16 protein-coding genes and 1 tRNA gene are annotated in these 16,639 nt (G+C 57.8%); 8 read left to right on the top strand and 9 right to left on the bottom strand.

Annotated elements, in window-relative coordinates:
* Positions 1-180: 180 nt before the first annotated feature.
* The 9 genes from cysC to VB780_RS26410 all read right to left on the bottom strand — a co-directional run bounded on the left by cysC (position 181) and on the right by VB780_RS26410 (position 6,987).
* Positions 181-732, bottom strand: a complete 552-nt coding sequence (cysC, locus tag VB780_RS26450) for an adenylyl-sulfate kinase (protein ID WP_190523019.1) — start codon at positions 730-732, stop codon at positions 181-183.
* 53 nt (positions 733-785) lie between these two features.
* Positions 786-1,730 carry a YihY/virulence factor BrkB family protein gene (locus tag VB780_RS26445; RefSeq protein WP_323354182.1) on the bottom strand — a complete coding sequence of 315 codons (945 nt, stop codon included), beginning with the start codon at positions 1,728-1,730 and terminating at the stop codon, positions 786-788.
* A gap of 535 nt (positions 1,731-2,265) precedes the next feature.
* Positions 2,266-2,430 carry a hypothetical protein gene (locus tag VB780_RS26440; protein ID WP_323354181.1) on the bottom strand — a complete coding sequence of 55 codons (165 nt, stop codon included), beginning with the start codon at positions 2,428-2,430 and terminating at the stop codon, positions 2,266-2,268.
* A gap of 35 nt (positions 2,431-2,465) precedes the next feature.
* On the bottom strand, positions 2,466-2,861 hold the full coding sequence (locus tag VB780_RS26435) for a hypothetical protein (RefSeq protein ID WP_323354180.1): 396 nt from the start codon (positions 2,859-2,861) through the stop codon (positions 2,466-2,468).
* A 104-nt stretch (positions 2,862-2,965) separates the two neighbouring features.
* Positions 2,966-3,445 carry a hypothetical protein gene (locus VB780_RS26430; protein ID WP_323354179.1) on the bottom strand — a complete coding sequence of 160 codons (480 nt, stop codon included), beginning with the start codon at positions 3,443-3,445 and terminating at the stop codon, positions 2,966-2,968.
* 388 nt (positions 3,446-3,833) lie between these two features.
* On the bottom strand, positions 3,834-4,334 hold the full coding sequence (gene ruvC, locus VB780_RS26425) for a crossover junction endodeoxyribonuclease RuvC (protein WP_323354178.1): 501 nt from the start codon (positions 4,332-4,334) through the stop codon (positions 3,834-3,836).
* A gap of 8 nt (positions 4,335-4,342) precedes the next feature.
* Positions 4,343-5,449, bottom strand: a complete 1,107-nt coding sequence (gene bchI / locus VB780_RS26420) for a magnesium chelatase ATPase subunit I (RefSeq protein ID WP_323354177.1) — start codon at positions 5,447-5,449, stop codon at positions 4,343-4,345.
* 159 nt (positions 5,450-5,608) lie between these two features.
* The gene (locus VB780_RS26415; RefSeq protein ID WP_323354176.1) at positions 5,609-5,947 is read right to left on the bottom strand and encodes a hypothetical protein; all 339 of its coding nucleotides are present in this window, start codon (positions 5,945-5,947) and stop codon (positions 5,609-5,611) included.
* Positions 5,929-6,987: a ParM/StbA family protein gene (locus VB780_RS26410; RefSeq protein WP_323354175.1), complete on the bottom strand. Its 1,059-nt coding sequence runs from the start codon at positions 6,985-6,987 to the stop codon at positions 5,929-5,931. The genes VB780_RS26415 and VB780_RS26410 overlap by 19 nt, the downstream gene beginning before the upstream one ends.
* A gap of 243 nt (positions 6,988-7,230) precedes the next feature.
* Here VB780_RS26410 and VB780_RS26405 point away from each other — a divergent pair, with 243 nt between their 5' ends.
* The 8 genes from VB780_RS26405 to ftsH all read left to right on the top strand — a co-directional run bounded on the left by VB780_RS26405 (position 7,231) and on the right by ftsH (position 16,492).
* Positions 7,231-7,620 (top strand): hypothetical protein, encoded by a 390-nt coding sequence (locus VB780_RS26405; protein ID WP_323354174.1) that lies wholly within the window; start codon positions 7,231-7,233, stop codon positions 7,618-7,620.
* Positions 7,621-7,642: 22 nt separating this feature from the next.
* Entirely contained in the window at positions 7,643-9,745 is a 2,103-nt protein-coding gene (locus VB780_RS26400; RefSeq protein WP_323354173.1) for a substrate-binding domain-containing protein, read from the top strand.
* Between the two features lie 276 nt (positions 9,746-10,021).
* Positions 10,022-11,311, top strand: coding sequence for a glucose-1-phosphate adenylyltransferase (locus VB780_RS26395; protein WP_323354172.1), 1,290 nt, complete (start codon positions 10,022-10,024; stop codon positions 11,309-11,311).
* Positions 11,312-11,323: 12 nt separating this feature from the next.
* Positions 11,324-11,863: an AAA family ATPase gene (locus VB780_RS26390; protein ID WP_323354171.1), complete on the top strand. Its 540-nt coding sequence runs from the start codon at positions 11,324-11,326 to the stop codon at positions 11,861-11,863.
* 201 nt (positions 11,864-12,064) lie between these two features.
* On the top strand, positions 12,065-13,792 hold the full coding sequence (locus VB780_RS26385; protein ID WP_323354170.1) for a peptide ABC transporter substrate-binding protein: 1,728 nt from the start codon (positions 12,065-12,067) through the stop codon (positions 13,790-13,792).
* A gap of 87 nt (positions 13,793-13,879) precedes the next feature.
* Positions 13,880-14,167: an MSMEG_0570 family nitrogen starvation response protein gene (locus VB780_RS26380; RefSeq protein ID WP_323354169.1), complete on the top strand. Its 288-nt coding sequence runs from the start codon at positions 13,880-13,882 to the stop codon at positions 14,165-14,167.
* Positions 14,168-14,253: 86 nt separating this feature from the next.
* Positions 14,254-14,327: transfer RNA gene (locus VB780_RS26375), tRNA-Asp, on the top strand.
* 254 nt (positions 14,328-14,581) lie between these two features.
* Positions 14,582-16,492 (top strand): ATP-dependent zinc metalloprotease FtsH, encoded by a 1,911-nt coding sequence (ftsH, locus tag VB780_RS26370; protein WP_323354168.1) that lies wholly within the window; start codon positions 14,582-14,584, stop codon positions 16,490-16,492.
* The last annotated feature ends 147 nt before the right edge of the window (positions 16,493-16,639 follow it).

The raw sequence follows: 16,639 nt of genomic DNA, 5'->3' as shown, positions 1-16,639 counted from the left end.
TTCCGAAAATCGCCTTAATTGCCCAGTTTGCTGGAGCGAATGGTTATTCGCCCCGACAAAACCCTGCTTTCTATAGCTATAGTCACTGGGTTAGGACATTCAGAAAACGTTGGAACTTTGGAACGTTTATGAAGAGAAATGACTTAACCAGACTGGCTACAGCTATAGATTTAGCAAAATCTAGGCTACCGCTGCTGCCGCCAGGTAGCCCATGGCTTCGAGCTTGTCGATCACCTGGGCGACGCTTTCCTCAACGCTTTGCTGGTCGGTGTGGCAGTGTACTTCGGGGTTGAGGGGGGCTTCGTAGGGGTCGTCAATGCCGGTGAACTGCTTAATTTCGCCAGCGCGGGCTTTTTTGTAGAGACCCTTCACGTCGCGGTCTTCGCAGACGCTGAGGGGGGCATCGACAAAGACTTCGACGAAATCGCCGATGCGATCGCGCACCGTATCCCGCGCCTCGCGGTAGGGCGAGATCGCCGACACCAGCACCACCACACCGTTGCGGGTCAGCAGGTGCGACACAAAGCCAATGCGGCGAATGTTTTCGTCCCGGTCTTCCTTGCTAAAGCCTAGGCCTTTGGTGAGGTTGGTGCGCACAACGTCACCGTCGAGCACCTCGAGCTGGCACCCCCGCTGGCGCAGTTCGGCCTCCAGGGCGCGAGCAATGGTCGATTTACCCGACCCGCTCAACCCCGTAAACCAGATCGTGACTCCGCGCTGCGCTGTAGCCATTGGCCTATTCCGTAAACTGCTCTATAAATTAAACCACTTACTGGCCCGCCCTTTCACTGGCTCCCTATCTTGGCCGTCAGCTTTTTCTGCCCCCTGCGGCTGCCAAACTGGTGGGCATAGACATAGGTAAACTCGCCCCCCAAAAAGAAAATCTGGCTGGTGAGATAGATCCACAGCATTAGCACCATCACCCCGCCCACCACCCCGTAGGAGCGAAACTGGCTGCCCAGGCTAATGACGCTGTTGCTGATTAACTGCTGCAAAATCAGCCACAGAATGGCGGTGAGCAGCGACCCTAGCCACACGTCTCGCCAGGCGACGCGGGTGCTGGGCAGGGTTTTGTAGAGCACCATTACCACCAGCGTCAGCGTCACAAACGAGACGCCCAGCCGCAGCCACGACAGCAGCTGCACCTGGTCGATTGCCAGCACCGTCACCCACTGGTTGACCCCTTCCAAAATTTTGGTAATGGTGTCGATGGCAATGTTGGAGAGCAGCGACACAAAAATCAGGCTGGTAGCCCCAATCACCAGCAAAAACGCCAGAAACCGCCGCCACAAAAAGATAAACGCCACTTCCCCCACGCCGCCGAAGCGGTGGTGGCTGGGCCTGGTATGCCAAATTTTGTCAAAGGAGCGACTGAGCGCCCCAAAAAAACCGCTGGAGGTAAACAGCAAAATGCCAAAACCGACGATGCTGGCACTGGTGCTGCCGTTGTGAAATTCGATCAGAGTAGCCTGCACCAGGGGAAAGGCGTCGGGGGGCAGGGTTTCTTGGGCGAAGTGGAGCACGGCGTTGTAGGCGTCGGTGCTGGGGCCAATCAAAAAGCCCACTATACTCAACGACACCAAAATCATCGGAAACATTGAGAACAAGGCGTAGTAGGCGAGGGCGGCACCCATCTCGAGGCAGTCGTCCTGCTGCCACTTCATGAGGGTGCGGCCAATCAGCTTGGTCCACGCTGACTGCCCCACTCGATATTTAAAAAAATCGAGCATAGCCGCGTTATTGATCCAGTGGTGTGCCAGTGACCATGCGCGTCGCCAGTGCTCAAACCGCGCCAGTTGTCTCCTCATTCTACCGACCCTGTATGTTCGTTAGAGTGCTGTGCCAGCTACCTACATTGGCACAAAACCTAAAAAGTAGAGCACCACCGCGAAAAATTGGCCGAATTTCGGGCGAGTCTCTTCCAGAGAGGCTTTCTCTGAAAGAAACGCTTCGCGAACGCCAGCGCCCTCAGACCCCCAGGGTTTTGGTTCCCCAGGGCTCTAGATACCATCCTGTCAAACCCCTGTCGGGAAAGACGGGTCACTGTGGCAGTTTTCTCGTCTATGGTTTAGCAGAGCGCGCTATCCACCCTCTTGGTACGCAGGGCATAACGCTACGGATGCGTCGGGCTAGGCGAGAGGCGCAGCTGGTTGGCTCTGCACTGCACGACGGTGGCACTACTGCTAGGAGCAAGACGCATTGGCATCTATCACCCCAGCAAAATTGTTAATCTCTAATTCTGTTTTTATAGACGTGCAAGTGACGTTACCGCTGATACCAGGCCGCTAGCGCCAGCGCCAGTCCATCCGCCGCATCGTCAGGGCGAGGAATGCGCTCTAGACCTAGCTCTCGGGCCACCGCCTGCTTCGCTTGGGCCGGGGTGAACTCCACAAAGGGTTGGCTCTGCTGGGCCAACACCAGCAGAGCCAACCCCCCGCGTCTGGGTTTATCAAGATGGTGTTGCCCTATGGTAAAAATTGCCCTTCTGCCAAAGCCTGACGTATTTTCTTGCGAGAATTCCCAGCTTTGCGAGCTGAGTCAATTTCTTCAATTAGATAACCTGTGATTGTCTTGCAGGAAGGAATTAATTGAAATAACTTGTCACTGAATTCTTCATTTGGCCGGTTCGACAAAATCTCAATGTCTTCAGGCGACAAAGAATAGCTGTCACCATTACTCGAACAGTATTCGAGATCACGACTCAAGTGTTTGACTCGCAATAAGCTAGCTTCTTCATGTGATATGACCCTCATCGATTCCCACATGGCTCTTTCGGAATCGTTCATCAGTATCATTGGATCGCTACATCCTGACATAACGATCGCTAATAAAAATATGGTTGAAGCCGAAAGAAAATTCACTGCTTTTACTCAATCATGCCGAGAAGACAGCGATCGCAATACTTATCTGCTAGCAAGGAGTCTATTATAGTCAGTAGCTTGAATGTATATCCATTTATGTTCCGTCACTCAATATTGCGCATAAAGGTTTTGAGGTATTCATAGTATTTGGGATTTTCGCCTTCGAAGATTTCTTGGCCACCACCCAAATATGCTCTTGCCAGTTCATCCTTCGCTTTGTCAAAATTGCTCAGTTCAAATAATGCCTGTCCCAATCTTAAGTGTATAAATGGATTGCCAACTGCTTCTGGGCAATACATCGCCTCTTCTAAAGCATGTAGAGTATTTGTGTAGTCTTGCGCAAGGAAATACGTATCTCCGGTTGCCGTTAGCAGCCAAGTGGAGGCTTTATAGTCCTCAAAGGGTTCGGGGATTAAGTCAAATGCTTTGTGATACTGCTTAATGGCTTTTGAGTATTCTTTTTTCTCCGAATGACTATCACCTATCTCCGACAACTCACAAATATTTTTATAGATGTCATCGCTAATCTCACCATTAGCAGCTTTATCGCTATCCGCAGCACTATTTTTTCTGAAGAAATTCATGTATTTGTCAGGACAAAAAACTACCAAGCTCAGGTCACTTAATTTTTCTCATGTAGGTAGGTAAAATAGAGCATAATGAGCGATCGCCTTCTAGTTGCTTAAGCCTTCCTTCTCTCCGCAACATCGCCTCGTAATACGCCGCTTCCGAGTCGCTGAACGTTAATGTGTTGACGTTTGCACAGCTTGCGAATAAGGCTGCTGAAATGCCTAAAATAGAAGCCAAAATACTTAGAAAAGTCGTAAGTATGTAGAGCTTGAATTTAATCCCGTCGAGAGGCATGATTGTCAGTTTTTAGACAGATCTTTGATTCGCCTAGCTAACAATAAAAACTGTGTAGTGGACTGAATGGTTCATCTCTAATTCTATTCGATAGAAATGCAAGTGTCATTACCGCTGGTACCAGGCCGCCAGCGCCAGTGCCAGCCCATCTGCCGCATCGTCCGGGCGGGGAATGCGCTCTAAACCCAGCTCTCGGGCCACCGCCTGCTGCACCTCAGACTTATCAGCATTGCCGTAGCCCGTCAGCGCCTGCTTCACCTGCGCCGGGGTGAATTCCACAAAGGGCAGGCTGTGCTGAGCCAGCACCAGCATTACCACGCCCCGCGCCTGGGCCACCAAAATGGTGTTGCCCATGCGGTAAAAAAAGAATTTCTCGATCGCCACCAAATCGGGCTTGTACAGCTCTAGCAGGCTGTGCAGATCGGTATAGATGGTGCAGAGGCGATCGCCCACCGGAGTCTTAGCTGGGGTTTCAATCACGCCAAAATCGACCACAGTGGCCTCGGCATGGCCTCGGGTGGCTGGCAGTAAATTAGGGTCGTCGCCGTCGATTACCCCAAACCCCAGAATGGCTAACCCTGGGTCAAGCCCGAGAATGCGCTGACCCACAGGGGTGCTTACCGTGCCCCCACCGGCTGGCGACCGTTGACCGCCGCTTCGTCGGGATCGGCTAGGCCAAACACCTTGCAGAACACCTTCTCGACCTTGTATCCCGAGTCGATGCTCTCTAGGGGGTCTTTGCGCAGACGGTGGCGCAGGCAGAGCACAATCACCCGCTTGATGTCGTCGAGGGTGACTTCGGTGCGGCCCTCGTAGGCGGCGATCGCCTTGGCGGCCCGGTTGGTGACAATATCGCCCCGCAGCCCGTCCACATCTAGCTCTGAGCACACCTCAGAGATCCGCACCCGATCTTCGTGGTCGAGGTTGACCGAGGCCAGCCGCTGCTGGGCCTCAACTAGCTTGACCTGAAGCGCCTCTTGCTCGGCCTGGTGCTTGGTCAGGTAGGCGGCGGGGTCGGCGTCAAACTCAGAGCGCTGCTCCACAATTTGCACTCGCAGCTCGGGGTCGCGCACGGTGCGAATTTCGGCATGCATACCGAAGCGATCGAGCAGCTGGGGCCGCAGTTCGCCTTCCTCGGGGTTGCCGGAGCCCACCAGCACAAATTGAGCCGGGTGGCGAATGGAGATGCCCTCGCGCTCTACGGTGTTCCAGCCGGAGGCGGCGGAGTCGAGCAGCACGTCAACGAGGTGGTCGTCGAGCAGGTTGACCTCGTCCACATAGAGAATGCCGCGATTGGCCTTGGCCAGCAGGCCCGGCTCAAAGGCTTTGACGCCCTCAGACAGGGCTTTCTCGATGTCGATGGTGCCGCAAACTCGGTCTTCGGTAGCGCCCAAGGGCAGATCCACCATGGGCACTTTCTTGTGCGCCACGGGTAGGTCATCGGTGCCGCGCTCGGCCCACACGTCGCGATCTTGAGGCGAACGGCTGAAGGGGTCATCGGCTACGACCTCGATTTCGGGCAGCAGGTCGGCCAGGGCGCGAATGGTGGTGGATTTGCCGGTGCCGCGATCGCCCATGATCATCACCCCGCCAATTTTGGGGTCGATGACGTTGAGCAGCAGGGCCAGCTTCATGTCGTCTTGGCCAATCACGGCGGTGAAGGGAAATACCGCGCGGCGGGCGGGGGCAAAGGTGGCCGAGGGGGTCGCAACAGTAGAATTCACAGGCGTTTCAAAGATGACGGCAAAATTTAAGACTGTCTTTCATTGTGCCACAGTACCTGCGTCCCTTCGGCAGCGGCGATCGCAAACCCCAGTATTCTCCATCGGTGGCTGAGCGGCGTCGAAGCCACCAATGGAGAAACTACTGGAATTACTGAGCCATCAAAGTGCCAGGAGTTGATCCAGGGCATCGAGCGCTTCGCACTTAGGTGAGATAGGAGCCGATCGCTTAGCCTGAGCAGACTTTGCCTCCCCATAGAGCGGAAAGCTCTCTTCCCGCGCCGCAAAACTATCTACCCCTTCGGGAGGGCGACCGTAGAGATAGTCGTCGCAATAGCGGCGAAATACGGCTTCTACGGCGGCGCGGGCGTTCTTAAGGCCCCACTCAGCGGCGATGCGATCGGCTTTTTCCAGCACGTCTTGACTCAGACGCACTTTGTTGTCGTGTCGGGCTGGGCGACCCGAGGTAGGGACGTGTTGAGTTACTTGGTGGTCATGCATAGTTGGGTATCCCCGGTCATCAAAAACAAGCCGCGAACGTTGGCAAACTGAGGGTCGCCCATGACGGCGAACAGATCGTGCCCTTGCAGGCGATCGGCGATCAGGTGGGAGCCACCACCGGTCACCAAAAAGCGCGTCACTCGGGGCATATAGGGGGTGTACTGAGCTTTCACAGTTTGGAAGATGCCCTTAAACCACGGGTCTAAATACTCATCGAGCCAGTCGGCCCAATCTAAGCCCGTGTCAGCGTAGACGTGGTCAATGCGAAAGCCATCCATGACGATGCAGGGATCGGCGCTGCTGCCGAGGAGATCGGTGAGGCGGTGGTCAAAGCTGATGGCGGTGGCCAGTTCGTAGGTGCCGCCGCGATCCATGATGTTTTCATCGATGACTTCGCCATCGGCATCTACCAGACGGGTGAGCCAGGTGCCGCCGCCAATATCGACCACAATGGTGTAGCCCTGGCCGGGGATAATGCCCTGGGCCTTGGCGTAGTGGTAGGCCCCCATGCCTTCGCGTCCCACCTCCACCGATGCCACATTGACGCGAAACTCAACGTCGTTGCGGACAAACTCATGGACACCGAGTAGCTGCGCCTGGATGTCTTCGCCGTTGCGGGCCGGATCGGGGGTAGAAACGTGGAGATTGAGATTGTAGTCGGCCACATCGCCAGCCAAGGGCTCTAGGCAGGCGTAGAGGTGCAGCTTGGCCAGTTCCACTTTGTTTTCAATTACGGTTTGTTGCTGGCGGCGATATTTGTAGGCCTGGGCACCAAAGTGGTAGCGGCGACCATCGGGCAGCTCGATCAGCGGGGAAGCCTCTGAAAAACTGACGGCGTCGCGCCCCTGGGGCAGCTGATAGCGCACCGAGCGAATGGCCTTGGGGTGGCCGCTGCCGGTAAAGAATTTGAGGTCGTAGTTGCCGGCATCGAGGGCAAGCACCGGGGTGGTGGCGCTGGCCGCCTGGGTGCCGCGAGCCTTGGCCGAAGACCGGGTCGCACCAGCGGCGGAGCGGCTGCGGGGAGCGGTAGTCGTGGTCATAGGAAACTCTCGTGGGGGATATCAGGTCAGCGGTGCGCTGGGCTACCGTTGCAGCAGGGTTGGGAACGGTTGTACCCATAAGTACGCATGAACCAATACTAATGCATCTGTACTGTAGTGGCAAGGGTATGATTCAGGGTCCGGAGCCAGGCATTCCTTAAAATTTGTGGGATCTTTGTTTGGGCCTGGGGCGATCGCCTACAGTCTCTAGTAGCAAGCTCGTTTTTGGATGGAGACCCTGGTATGGACGGGTGCACAGTCACGGATCTGACGGTTCACGGCAAGCACAACTGCTTTCAGTTTGGCCCTGAGCAGATGGAGGCTTTGCAGCGCACAGGGGTCTCGGTGCGGCTAGAGCCGGGTACTAATATTGTCAAAATTCGCGCGGGCTCCTTTGGCTACGGGGCCGATGCCCTGCGCAATGAGCCGGTGGTGCTGCTGTGGATCTACGGCGGTCGGGTGATCAACCAAAAGACCAATGTGGCGGTGAATGCCACCTGGGTTTCGCTCAACGGCTACGACGATGCCCTGGTGATGGAGGTGGTAGAGTCTGCCACCCTCTGCGCCTTTTTCTTTGATACCTATCTAGAAGACAACGACGAAGAACTGACCCTCTCGATTGTGCGAATTTAGCGGAGCGGTTAGGGATACTACCATGGCAACTCAATCGCCTTTTTCGGCGCTTTCTTGGGCGCTTTCTCTGGCTCGGGCGGGGGCGCTGCTGCTGGCCACGGCAGCGGTTTACCCGATCGCTGCCGATCGCCTCCTGGCCCAAGCCCCCGGCACCCTGCCCGACCCAGTCTCAATCCCCACAGAGCTACCGGCGGGTGCGGTGCTGCGTCTCGATGGCTCTAGCAGCATGGCGCTGGCTAATGAGGATTTGCGCGATCGCTTCCTCGAACGTTTCCCCAATGCCTCGGTGGATTTGGGGGTCAGCCGCACCGATCAGGCGCTGCGGGCGCTGCTCAATGGCGAGCTAGATATTGTGGCTGCCGGGCGGCCTTTAACCGCCGCCGAACGCAGTCAGGGCCTGGTAGAAGTGCCCATCGAGCGCGAAAAAATTGCCGTGATTGTCGGCCCCCAAAACTCCTTTGACGGCAGCCTCAGCTTCGACCAGTTTGCCCGCATGTTTCGCGGCGAAATTAGGAACTGGTCAGAGGTGGGGGGTGCCTCTGCTCGGATTCGCGTGGTCGATCGCCCCGACTTCAGCGACACCCGCATCGCCCTGAGCCGGTACGCCGCCTTTGAAGGATCGTCTTTTGGTACCGGCTCCACCGCCGACCCTGTCGATGACGATGACACCGAGGCCGTAGTCGAGGCCCTGGGCGCTGACGGCATTGGCTACACGGTGGCCTCCCAGGTGCTGGGCCGCAGCGATGTGCGAATTTTGGCTATGCACGAGACCCTGCCCGACGATCCGCGCTACCCCTACTCCCAGCCTCGGGCCTACGTCTACAACGCCGAGGAGCCGACCCCGGCGGCACTGGCCTTCTTAGGTTTTTTAATGAACCTGCCCGATCAGGCCAGTGAGGATGCCGCCGCAACTCCTATCCCAGCGCCAACAGCGACACCATCTCCCGCTGCGACGGCTACTCCAGCCCCCACCGTCACGCCAACTCCCACCGCTACCCCCGACCAAGACCCTGCGGTAGTGCCCCCCGCTGGCACCACCGAGACGGTTCCGGCAGGGCGGTTTCCCTGGTGGCTGCTGGGCATTCCCCTGTTGGGCGGGCTGCTGTGGTGGTTGCTCAAGGGCAAGGGCATGCCCGCTGCGGCACCTAGGGCAGCACCGGTAGGTACGGCACCGCTAGGGGCTGGGGCCGATGCCCCAAGCCGCATCATTCTTACCCCGCGCAACTGCCGCCGCGCCTATGCCTATTGGGAAGTGTCCCACCGGGCCCAGGCAGAAGCCCGCGATCGCGGCGGACGCGACCTAATGCTGCGTCTGTATGACGTCAGCGATTGCGACACCGATCGCCATCCCCCCGCCCGGATTGAGCAGTACCCGGTCAGCGGCGACCAGCCAGACCTGCACCTGCCCATTCCGCTGGGCGATCGCGACTACCAGGTGGAGCTAGGCTACGTGACCGGCGAAAACCACTGGCTGTCCTTGGCCCAGTCTGACCCAGTGCGGGTGCCCGCCTGCCCCCCGGGTGAAGAAGTCGGGGTGGGCATTCCTGGATCAGCTGTGGCGGGGGGAGCAGCGGCAGTCGGGGTCGGATTCCTCAGTCGAGACGCCACCGTCGATGTCACCCCCACCATCATCGAGGCACCTGAACCCCACGAGGCTGGGGCGGTGCCGCCGATGGATGCTTTTCCGGTGGTTGAGTCAGTGGTGCCCCCCAGCTCCGTTAGTCTTCCTGGGGCTAGAAGCTGTGCGATCGAAACCGTGGCCGTACACAGCCGCCACAACGCCGTTCTGCTCGACGGTAGCCAAATGCAACACCTGCAAGACCAGGTCGCGGCCACCTACAGCCTCGATCCCGGCTCCTACATCCTTCGTCTTCGAGCAGGCAGCTTTAACTACGGCAATGCCCCTAACGCTGGCGAGCCCTGGGTACTGCTGTGGATCTACGGCGGCAAAGTCTCTAACCTCAAAACCGGCGTCTGGGTCAATGGCACCTGGTCAACCCTCAACGGCTACGCCGACACCCTTTCCCTAGAGGTCGATGAACCGGCTCAGCTCTGCGCCTTTTTTATCGACACCTTTCCTGAAAACAACACCAGCGCCGTCACGCTGTCGGTGATCGGGCTATAGGTTTGGATCCTGACGGAGGGTGGAAAGTTAGATCGCTGGAGCGTCTGAACCTGTGAACCGGCCAACGGTCTAACCCTACTATCCCGATCCCGATATCCCATAGCTCAGAACTCAGCTCACCCTATGGGGATCATCAAAAATCGCTATCGTGTCCCAGGTCACATTCCGTCACAATCTTTCCAGATCCCCCTTGTCAAGCGGTACCCTCAGGCTCACACTGGAAAAGTGAAACAGACGGCGTGAACCGAGCCATATGGGGCTTATCGAGGGAATCTTGTGAAATCAGTTCTGGCCATCATTCTAGGGGGCGGTGCCGGCACTCGCCTTTATCCATTAACTAAGTTTCGGGCTAAGCCAGCGGTTTCTTTGGCCGGTAAATATCGCTTAATTGATATTCCCGTAAGTAACTGCATTAACTCTGAAATCCACAAAATCTACGTGCTGACCCAGTTCAACTCCGCCTCGTTGAACCGGCACATTGGCCGTGCCTACCAGTTCTCGCAGTTTACCGAAGGTTTTGTAGAAGTGCTGGCGGCCCAGCAAACCCCCGAGAGCCCCAGCTGGTTTCAGGGCACTGCCGACGCCGTGCGCAAATACCTGTGGCTGTTTGACTCCTGGAATGTAGAGGACTTCATCATCCTCTCCGGGGATCACCTCTACCGCATGGACTACAGCCTTTTTGTGCAGCGTCACCGGGCCACCAATGCCGACATCACGCTGTCCGTGGTGCCCATTGGCTACAAGCAAGCCTCCGATTTTGGTCTGATGAAGGTCGATGGCAGCGGTCGCGTAGTCGACTTTAGCGAAAAGCCCAAGGGCGACGCCCTAGAGCAGATGAAGGTCGATACCACCTCCCTAGGCCTGAGCCCCGAGCAGGCCGACGAGAAGCCCTTCATTGCGTCGATGGGCATCTACGTCTTCAAAAAGCAGGTGCTGATCGATCTGCTGCGCAAGAACCTCGACCAAACCGATTTCGGCAAAGAGATCATCCCGGCCTCGGCGGGGGACTACAACGTGCAGGCCTACCTGTTCGACGGCTACTGGGAAGACATCGGTACCATTGAGTCTTTCTACGAGGCAAATCTGGCGCTGACCCAGCAGCCCTATCCCGATTTCAGCTTCTACCACGAAGACGCGCCCATCTACACCCGCGCCCGCTACCTGCCGCCCAACAAGCTGCAAGACTGCCACATTACCCAGTCGAGCATCACTGAGGGCTGCATTCTCAAAAACTGTCGCATTCATCACTCGGTGGTGGGTCTGCGCCAGCGCATCAACGCCGACTGTGTGATTGAAGACTCGCTGCTGATGGGGGCCGACTTTTACGAGCCGCTGTCAGAGAGCAGCCAGCACCTCACCCAGGGCAAAATTCCCCTGGGCATTGGCGAAGGCTCGGTGATTCGCCGCACCATTATCGACAAGAATGCCCGCATTGGTCGCAACGTGCAGATCGTCAACAAAGACAATGTGCAGGAGGCCGAGCGCGAAGACCTGGGCTTCTACATTCGCAGCGGCATTGTTGTGGTGCTGAAGAACGCGGTGATTCCCGACGGAATGATTATCTAGGCCGGTTATCCGGTGACGCAAGATGCGATCCCTGTGCCCCTGTTGATGCTGGTGGGTATTCCCGGCAGCGGTAAATCAACCTGGGCCAGGGATTTTGTGTTGGCCAATTCCCGCTATCGCATCGTCTCTACCGATGACCTTCGTGCCCAGCTCTACGGCGATGCAGCCATTCAGGGCGACTGGCTGCGGATCTGGCAGCAGGTAGTTATCCGGTGGCGGCAGGCGATCGCCGCCATTCACCAAGGCGAGCTAGAGGGTGTGATCTACGACGCTACCAATGCGCGGCGGCGGCATCGGCGTGAGGCGATCGCCGCTGCCCGCCAATCTGGCTTTGCCCCCATTACCCTGGTTTGGTTTGATCTGCCTTTGAGCCTGGCGCTGGAGCGCAACCGGGGGCGATCGCAACCAGTCCCCGACGACATCATTGCTGCCATGCATCGCCAGCTCCAGGGCGCGCCGCCCTCGATGCAGGAGGGGGTGGATAGGGTGCTAGTTTTGAGAACAGATCTGTATCCTGGCTTACCATCTCAATCTGCCGACCCGCTACGCTAATGCCTGGGGATCGCTGAGGCTCACTTGCGGTCAACCCGGCGTTGCTGAATAGCGGTATGATTCTGCAAAAAATTGGACGAGGTTCCAATACCTACAGAGATCGATTCATACCTGGAATCAGCAACGCCGTCAACCCTGATCTCAAGCCGCGCTTCGCGCCGCCCCCCAACCGCCAATTTCCAGGATTTTACTGAGCTGCCCATGAACGTTCGTGCCGTCGCTGCCGCTGGTCTATGTTTGCTGCTGTTTGGCGGGTGTCGGGCACCGGAGAGTTCTCAAACTGAAACTGACAGCGATACAGCCCCTGCCGCCGCTGACGACACCCTGCGACTGCTCTACTGGCAGGCACCCACCATTCTCAATCCCCACTTCTCCAGCGGGTTCAAAGATTCTGAAGCCAGCCGCATTACCCTCGAACCTTTGGCTAGCTTTGATGCCGACGGCAACATGGTGCTGTTCTTAGCCGCCGAAGAGCCCACCCTCGACAACGGCGGCGTGGCCGACGACGGCACCTCCGTCACCTGGAAGCTCAAGGAAGGCCTTACCTGGTCAGACGGCACCCCCTTCACCGCCGAGGATGTCGCGTTTACCTACGAGTTCATCGTCAACCCCGAGGTGGCGACAGTCAATGCGGGCACCTACGAGCTGGTGGAACGGGTAGAGGCGATCGACGATACCACGGTACAGATCACCTTCAAAGAGCCGAACCCAGCCTGGTACTTGGTGTTTACCGGCACCGAGGGCATGGTGTTGCCCAAGCACATGTTTGAAGACTACAACGGCCCCAATGGCCGCGAGGCCCCCGCCAACACCATGCCCGTGGGCACCGGCCCCTATCGCGTCACCACCTTTACCCCCGGCGATGTGATTGTCTTTGAGGCCAACCCCAACTACCGCGACGCCGACCAGCTCGCCTTTAGCCGGGTGGAGCTGAAGGGCGGCGGCGATGCCACCTCGGCGGCGCGGGCGGTGCTGCAAACCGGCGATGTAGACTACGCCAACAACCTCCAGGTCGAGGCCGCCATTCTCGAACAGCTGGAGGCGGCGGGCCAGGGCGAGGTGGTGGCCAACTTTGGCTCCCTGGTCGAGCGGGTCATCTTCAACTTCACCGACCCCAACCAGGCCACCGCCGACGGCGAGACCTCTAGCACCGAGTTTCCGCACCCCTTCTTTAGCGATCGCCTGGTGCGCCAGGCCATTAATCTGGCCCTCGATCGCGACACCATTGCCGCCCAGATCTACGGCCCCACTGGCCAGGCTACCACTAACTTTCTCGTCGCCCCCGACCCCTTTGCCTCGGGCAACACCAGCTACGACTATGACCCCGAAGCCGCCGCCGCCCTGCTCGACGCTGCGGGCTGGGTCGATAGCAACAACAACGGCACCCGCGACAAAGATGGGCAAGAAATGCAGGTCGTCTTTCAAACCTCGGTCAACCCCGTGCGCCAGAAAACCCAGGAGATTGTCAAACAATCCCTAGGGCAGATCGGCATCGGGGTCGAGCTAAAAAGCATCGACGCCAGCGTCTACTTTTCGGGCGACCCCGCCAGCCGCGAAACCCTAGAGCGCTTCTCCGCCGACCTGCAAATGTTTGCCACCGGCAACACCAACCCCGACCCCAGCTCCTATATGCAGACCTACACCTGCGCTGAAATCGCCCAAAAGGCCAACACCTGGTCGGGCAGCAACTACGCTCGCTACTGCAACCCCGAGTACGACACCCTCTGGCAGCAGGCCGCCGCCACCCTTGACCCCGAAGAACGGCAGGATCTCTTCATTCAAATGAATGACTTGCTGATCGAAGATGCCGCCGTCATGCCCATCGTCCACCGCGCCGATGTCTCCGGCGTCAGCAACCGCCTCACCGGCATCAACCTCACCCCCTGGGATCTTACTACCTGGAACATCGCCGACTGGCGCAGACCGTGATGGGGTAGATGAATTCAAAATTTTGAACTTTGAATTTTGAACCCACCCTACCCCACCCCACCCCACCTCCCTTACCCCTCTCCCCTCATGCCTGAAATTCGCTTCCAAATCCAGTGGCCCGACGGCAATCAGGAAACCTGCTATTCTCCCTCTCTCGTGGTGAAGGACTACTTTGCCCCTGCCACCAGCTACCCGCTGACGGATTTTGTGGAGCGATCGCGCACCGCCCTGACTATCGCCAGCGATCGCGTGCAGGCCAAGTACGGTATGCCCTGTAGTTTGGCTTTGGGCCAGCTGCGCCAGATCGAGGCCACCGCTAGCCGCTATGACCACCTATCCACCCCCACGGTGACGGTGCTCCAATTCTTTGAATAGCCCAGTTCAAGGAAGATTTTAGAAATTCCCGCCAGTCGTTTGACAAAAGCTCCCCCAAGCCCCAATATAGAGATTGCCTAAGCCATGGGCCTGTAGTTCAATTGGTTAGAGCACCGCCCTGTCACGGCGGAAGTTGCGGGTTCGAATCCCGTCAGGCCCGTTCTAGTTACAAGCACCCGCAACTTCCGCCGTCCCGTCGGCTGTTGCAGTTATGGGCATAGCCCAGGCTTCGCCTACGAATCCCGTCAGGCTCGTTCTAAATAGCAAAAGTATCGGGGCGTGAAATAAATTCACGCCCCGATACTTTTTCAGGCAGGGCGGTCATTTCAAGGCCAGAGGGTTAGACTAGTGAACAGCCCATCCGGTATCTGGGGATACTTGCGTCGGGTAAAGTTTCGCTGAGTAAAACCGTCTATGACCCTTCGTTTTCCTGGTAAGCAGACCGCAGGCCGCACCCGTGCTGGCGCAACCGCTACGGGCGTCATGACCATCGGCTGGTTTTTGCTGCAAACTTTGATGCCGCTGCCCCCCGCCCTGGCCCAGGCCGAGGCCGAGTCGGAAGGTCTGTCTTACGGGCAGTTTTTAGAGAAAATTGAGCAGGGCCAGGTCGAACAGGTTGACTTAGACGAAACCCGAGGCATTGCCTACGTCACCCTGGAGGGGGCTGCTGAAGATGCCGAACCTGAACAGGTGGCGCTGTTTTCAGGAGAGCGTAACGCCGAGCTGATTCGCCGCCTGCGGGCCAACGATGTCGATGTCGAAATTCGCGACTCGTCGAGCAGCGGTGCCCTGGCCTGGCTGGCCACCAACTCGCTGCTGGCGTTGATTCTAATTTTTGGTCTGCTTATGCTGCTGCGGCGATCGGCGGCGGGGGCAGGCAACGCCATGAGCTTTGGCAAGTCGAAGGCCCGCTTTCAGATGGAGGCCAAAACCGGCGTCGTGTTTGACGATGTGGCGGGTATCGAAGAGGCCAAGGAAGAGCTGCAAGAGGTGGTCACTTTCCTCAAGAGCCCAGAGAAATTTACCGCCATTGGGGCGCGCATTCCCAAAGGGGTGCTGCTGATTGGTCAGCCCGGTACCGGTAAGACTTTATTGGCCAAGGCGATCGCAGGCGAGGCCGCTGTTCCCTTCTTCAGCATCTCCGGTTCTGAGTTCGTGGAAATGTTTGTGGGTGTGGGCGCGTCCCGGGTGCGCGACCTGTTCCGCAAGGCCAAAGAGAATGCCCCCTGTATTGTGTTTATCGACGAGATTGACGCCGTGGGTCGCCAGCGGGGCGCGGGCATCGGCGGCGGCAACGACGAGCGAGAGCAAACCCTCAACCAATTGCTCACCGAGATGGATGGTTTTGAGGGCAACAGCGGCATCATCGTGATCGCCGCCACCAACCGGGTAGATGTGCTTGACCTGGCCCTGTTGCGTCCGGGCCGCTTTGACCGCCAGGTGGTGGTTGACCTGCCCACCTACAAGGGGCGGCTGTCAATTTTAGAAGTGCACGCCCGCAACAAAAAAATTGAGCCCGATGTTTCTCTATCCGCCGTAGCGCGGCGCACTCCTGGGTTTTCGGGGGCTGAGCTGGCCAACTTGCTCAATGAAGCGGCCATTCTTACCGCCCGCCGCCGCAAAGAGGCTATGGGCATGACCGAGATTGAAGATGCGATCGATCGCATCACCATTGGCCTCAGCCTCACCCCTCTGCTCGACAGCAGCCGCAAGCGCATGACCGCTTATCACGAGGTTGGCCACGCCCTGCTCACTACGCTGCTCACCCACTCTGACGAGCTAAACAAGGTGACGATTATTCCGAGATCGGGGGGCATTGAAGGCTTTACCCAGTCGTTGCCCAACGAAGATATTATCGACAGCGGCCTCTACACCCGCAACTGGCTGGTCGATCGCATCACCGTGGCGCTGGGGGGCTATGCCGCCGAGGCTGAGGTATTTGGCGACGACGAAACCACCACCGGGGCCAGCGGCGACATTCAGCAGGTGAGCAACCTGGCCCGCCAGATGGTGACCCTCTACGGCATGTCTGAGCTTGGCCCAGTGGCCCTCGAAAGCATGGATAACCAGGTGTTTTTGGGCCGTAACCTGATGCCCCGCAGCGAAGTCTCAGAGGAAATGGCCAGCAAGATCGACGCCCAGGTGCGCGGCATTGCCCTGACCTGCCTCGATCGCGCCCGTAGCCTGCTGCGCGAGCACCGCGTGCTGATGGATCATCTGGTAGATGTGCTGCTGGAGCGCGAGACGGTAGACGGCGAAGAATTTCGCCAAATTGTCAGCCAATACACCCAAATTCCGACCAAGTTTTTGGTTAAGGCTGGCTAAAGCGTTCTGGGGCGGCTTTTCTCTATCTAGGGATGGAGAAGTCAGGCTCGCAACCTCTACCCTGTGCCTATGTCTATGGGACGATTCAAGGGGGGGATCTAAATCGGTAAAACTAGAGAGCTTTGGTGAGTGGCGGCTCGGGTGAGT

It is taken from the genome of Leptolyngbya sp. CCNP1308 (assembly GCF_034932455.1).
Lineage (GTDB): Bacteria > Cyanobacteriota > Cyanobacteriia > Phormidesmidales > Phormidesmidaceae > Nodosilinea.
Note: the sequence above shows the minus strand (reverse complement) of the source record. Positions and strands in the feature narration are given on the sequence as shown.

What these genes read in the sequence shown, in the direction of transcription:
- ftsH (WP_323354168.1), top strand. Translation starts at nt 14,582, where the DNA reads ATGACCCTTCGTTTTCCTGGTAAGCAGACCGCAGGCCGCACCCGTGCT.
- VB780_RS26445 (WP_323354182.1), bottom strand. Translation starts at nt 1,730, where the DNA reads ATGCTCGATTTTTTTAAATATCGAGTGGGGCAGTCAGCGTGGACCAAG.
- VB780_RS26410 (WP_323354175.1), bottom strand. Translation starts at nt 6,987, where the DNA reads ATGACCACGACTACCGCTCCCCGCAGCCGCTCCGCCGCTGGTGCGACC.
- VB780_RS26430 (WP_323354179.1), bottom strand. Translation starts at nt 3,445, where the DNA reads ATGAATTTCTTCAGAAAAAATAGTGCTGCGGATAGCGATAAAGCTGCT.
- cysC (WP_190523019.1), bottom strand. Translation starts at nt 732, where the DNA reads ATGGCTACAGCGCAGCGCGGAGTCACGATCTGGTTTACGGGGTTGAGC.
- VB780_RS26385 (WP_323354170.1), top strand. Translation starts at nt 12,065, where the DNA reads ATGAACGTTCGTGCCGTCGCTGCCGCTGGTCTATGTTTGCTGCTGTTT.
- VB780_RS26415 (WP_323354176.1), bottom strand. Translation starts at nt 5,947, where the DNA reads ATGCATGACCACCAAGTAACTCAACACGTCCCTACCTCGGGTCGCCCA.
- VB780_RS26380 (WP_323354169.1), top strand. Translation starts at nt 13,880, where the DNA reads ATGCCTGAAATTCGCTTCCAAATCCAGTGGCCCGACGGCAATCAGGAA.
- VB780_RS26400 (WP_323354173.1), top strand. Translation starts at nt 7,643, where the DNA reads ATGGCAACTCAATCGCCTTTTTCGGCGCTTTCTTGGGCGCTTTCTCTG.
- VB780_RS26405 (WP_323354174.1), top strand. Translation starts at nt 7,231, where the DNA reads ATGGACGGGTGCACAGTCACGGATCTGACGGTTCACGGCAAGCACAAC.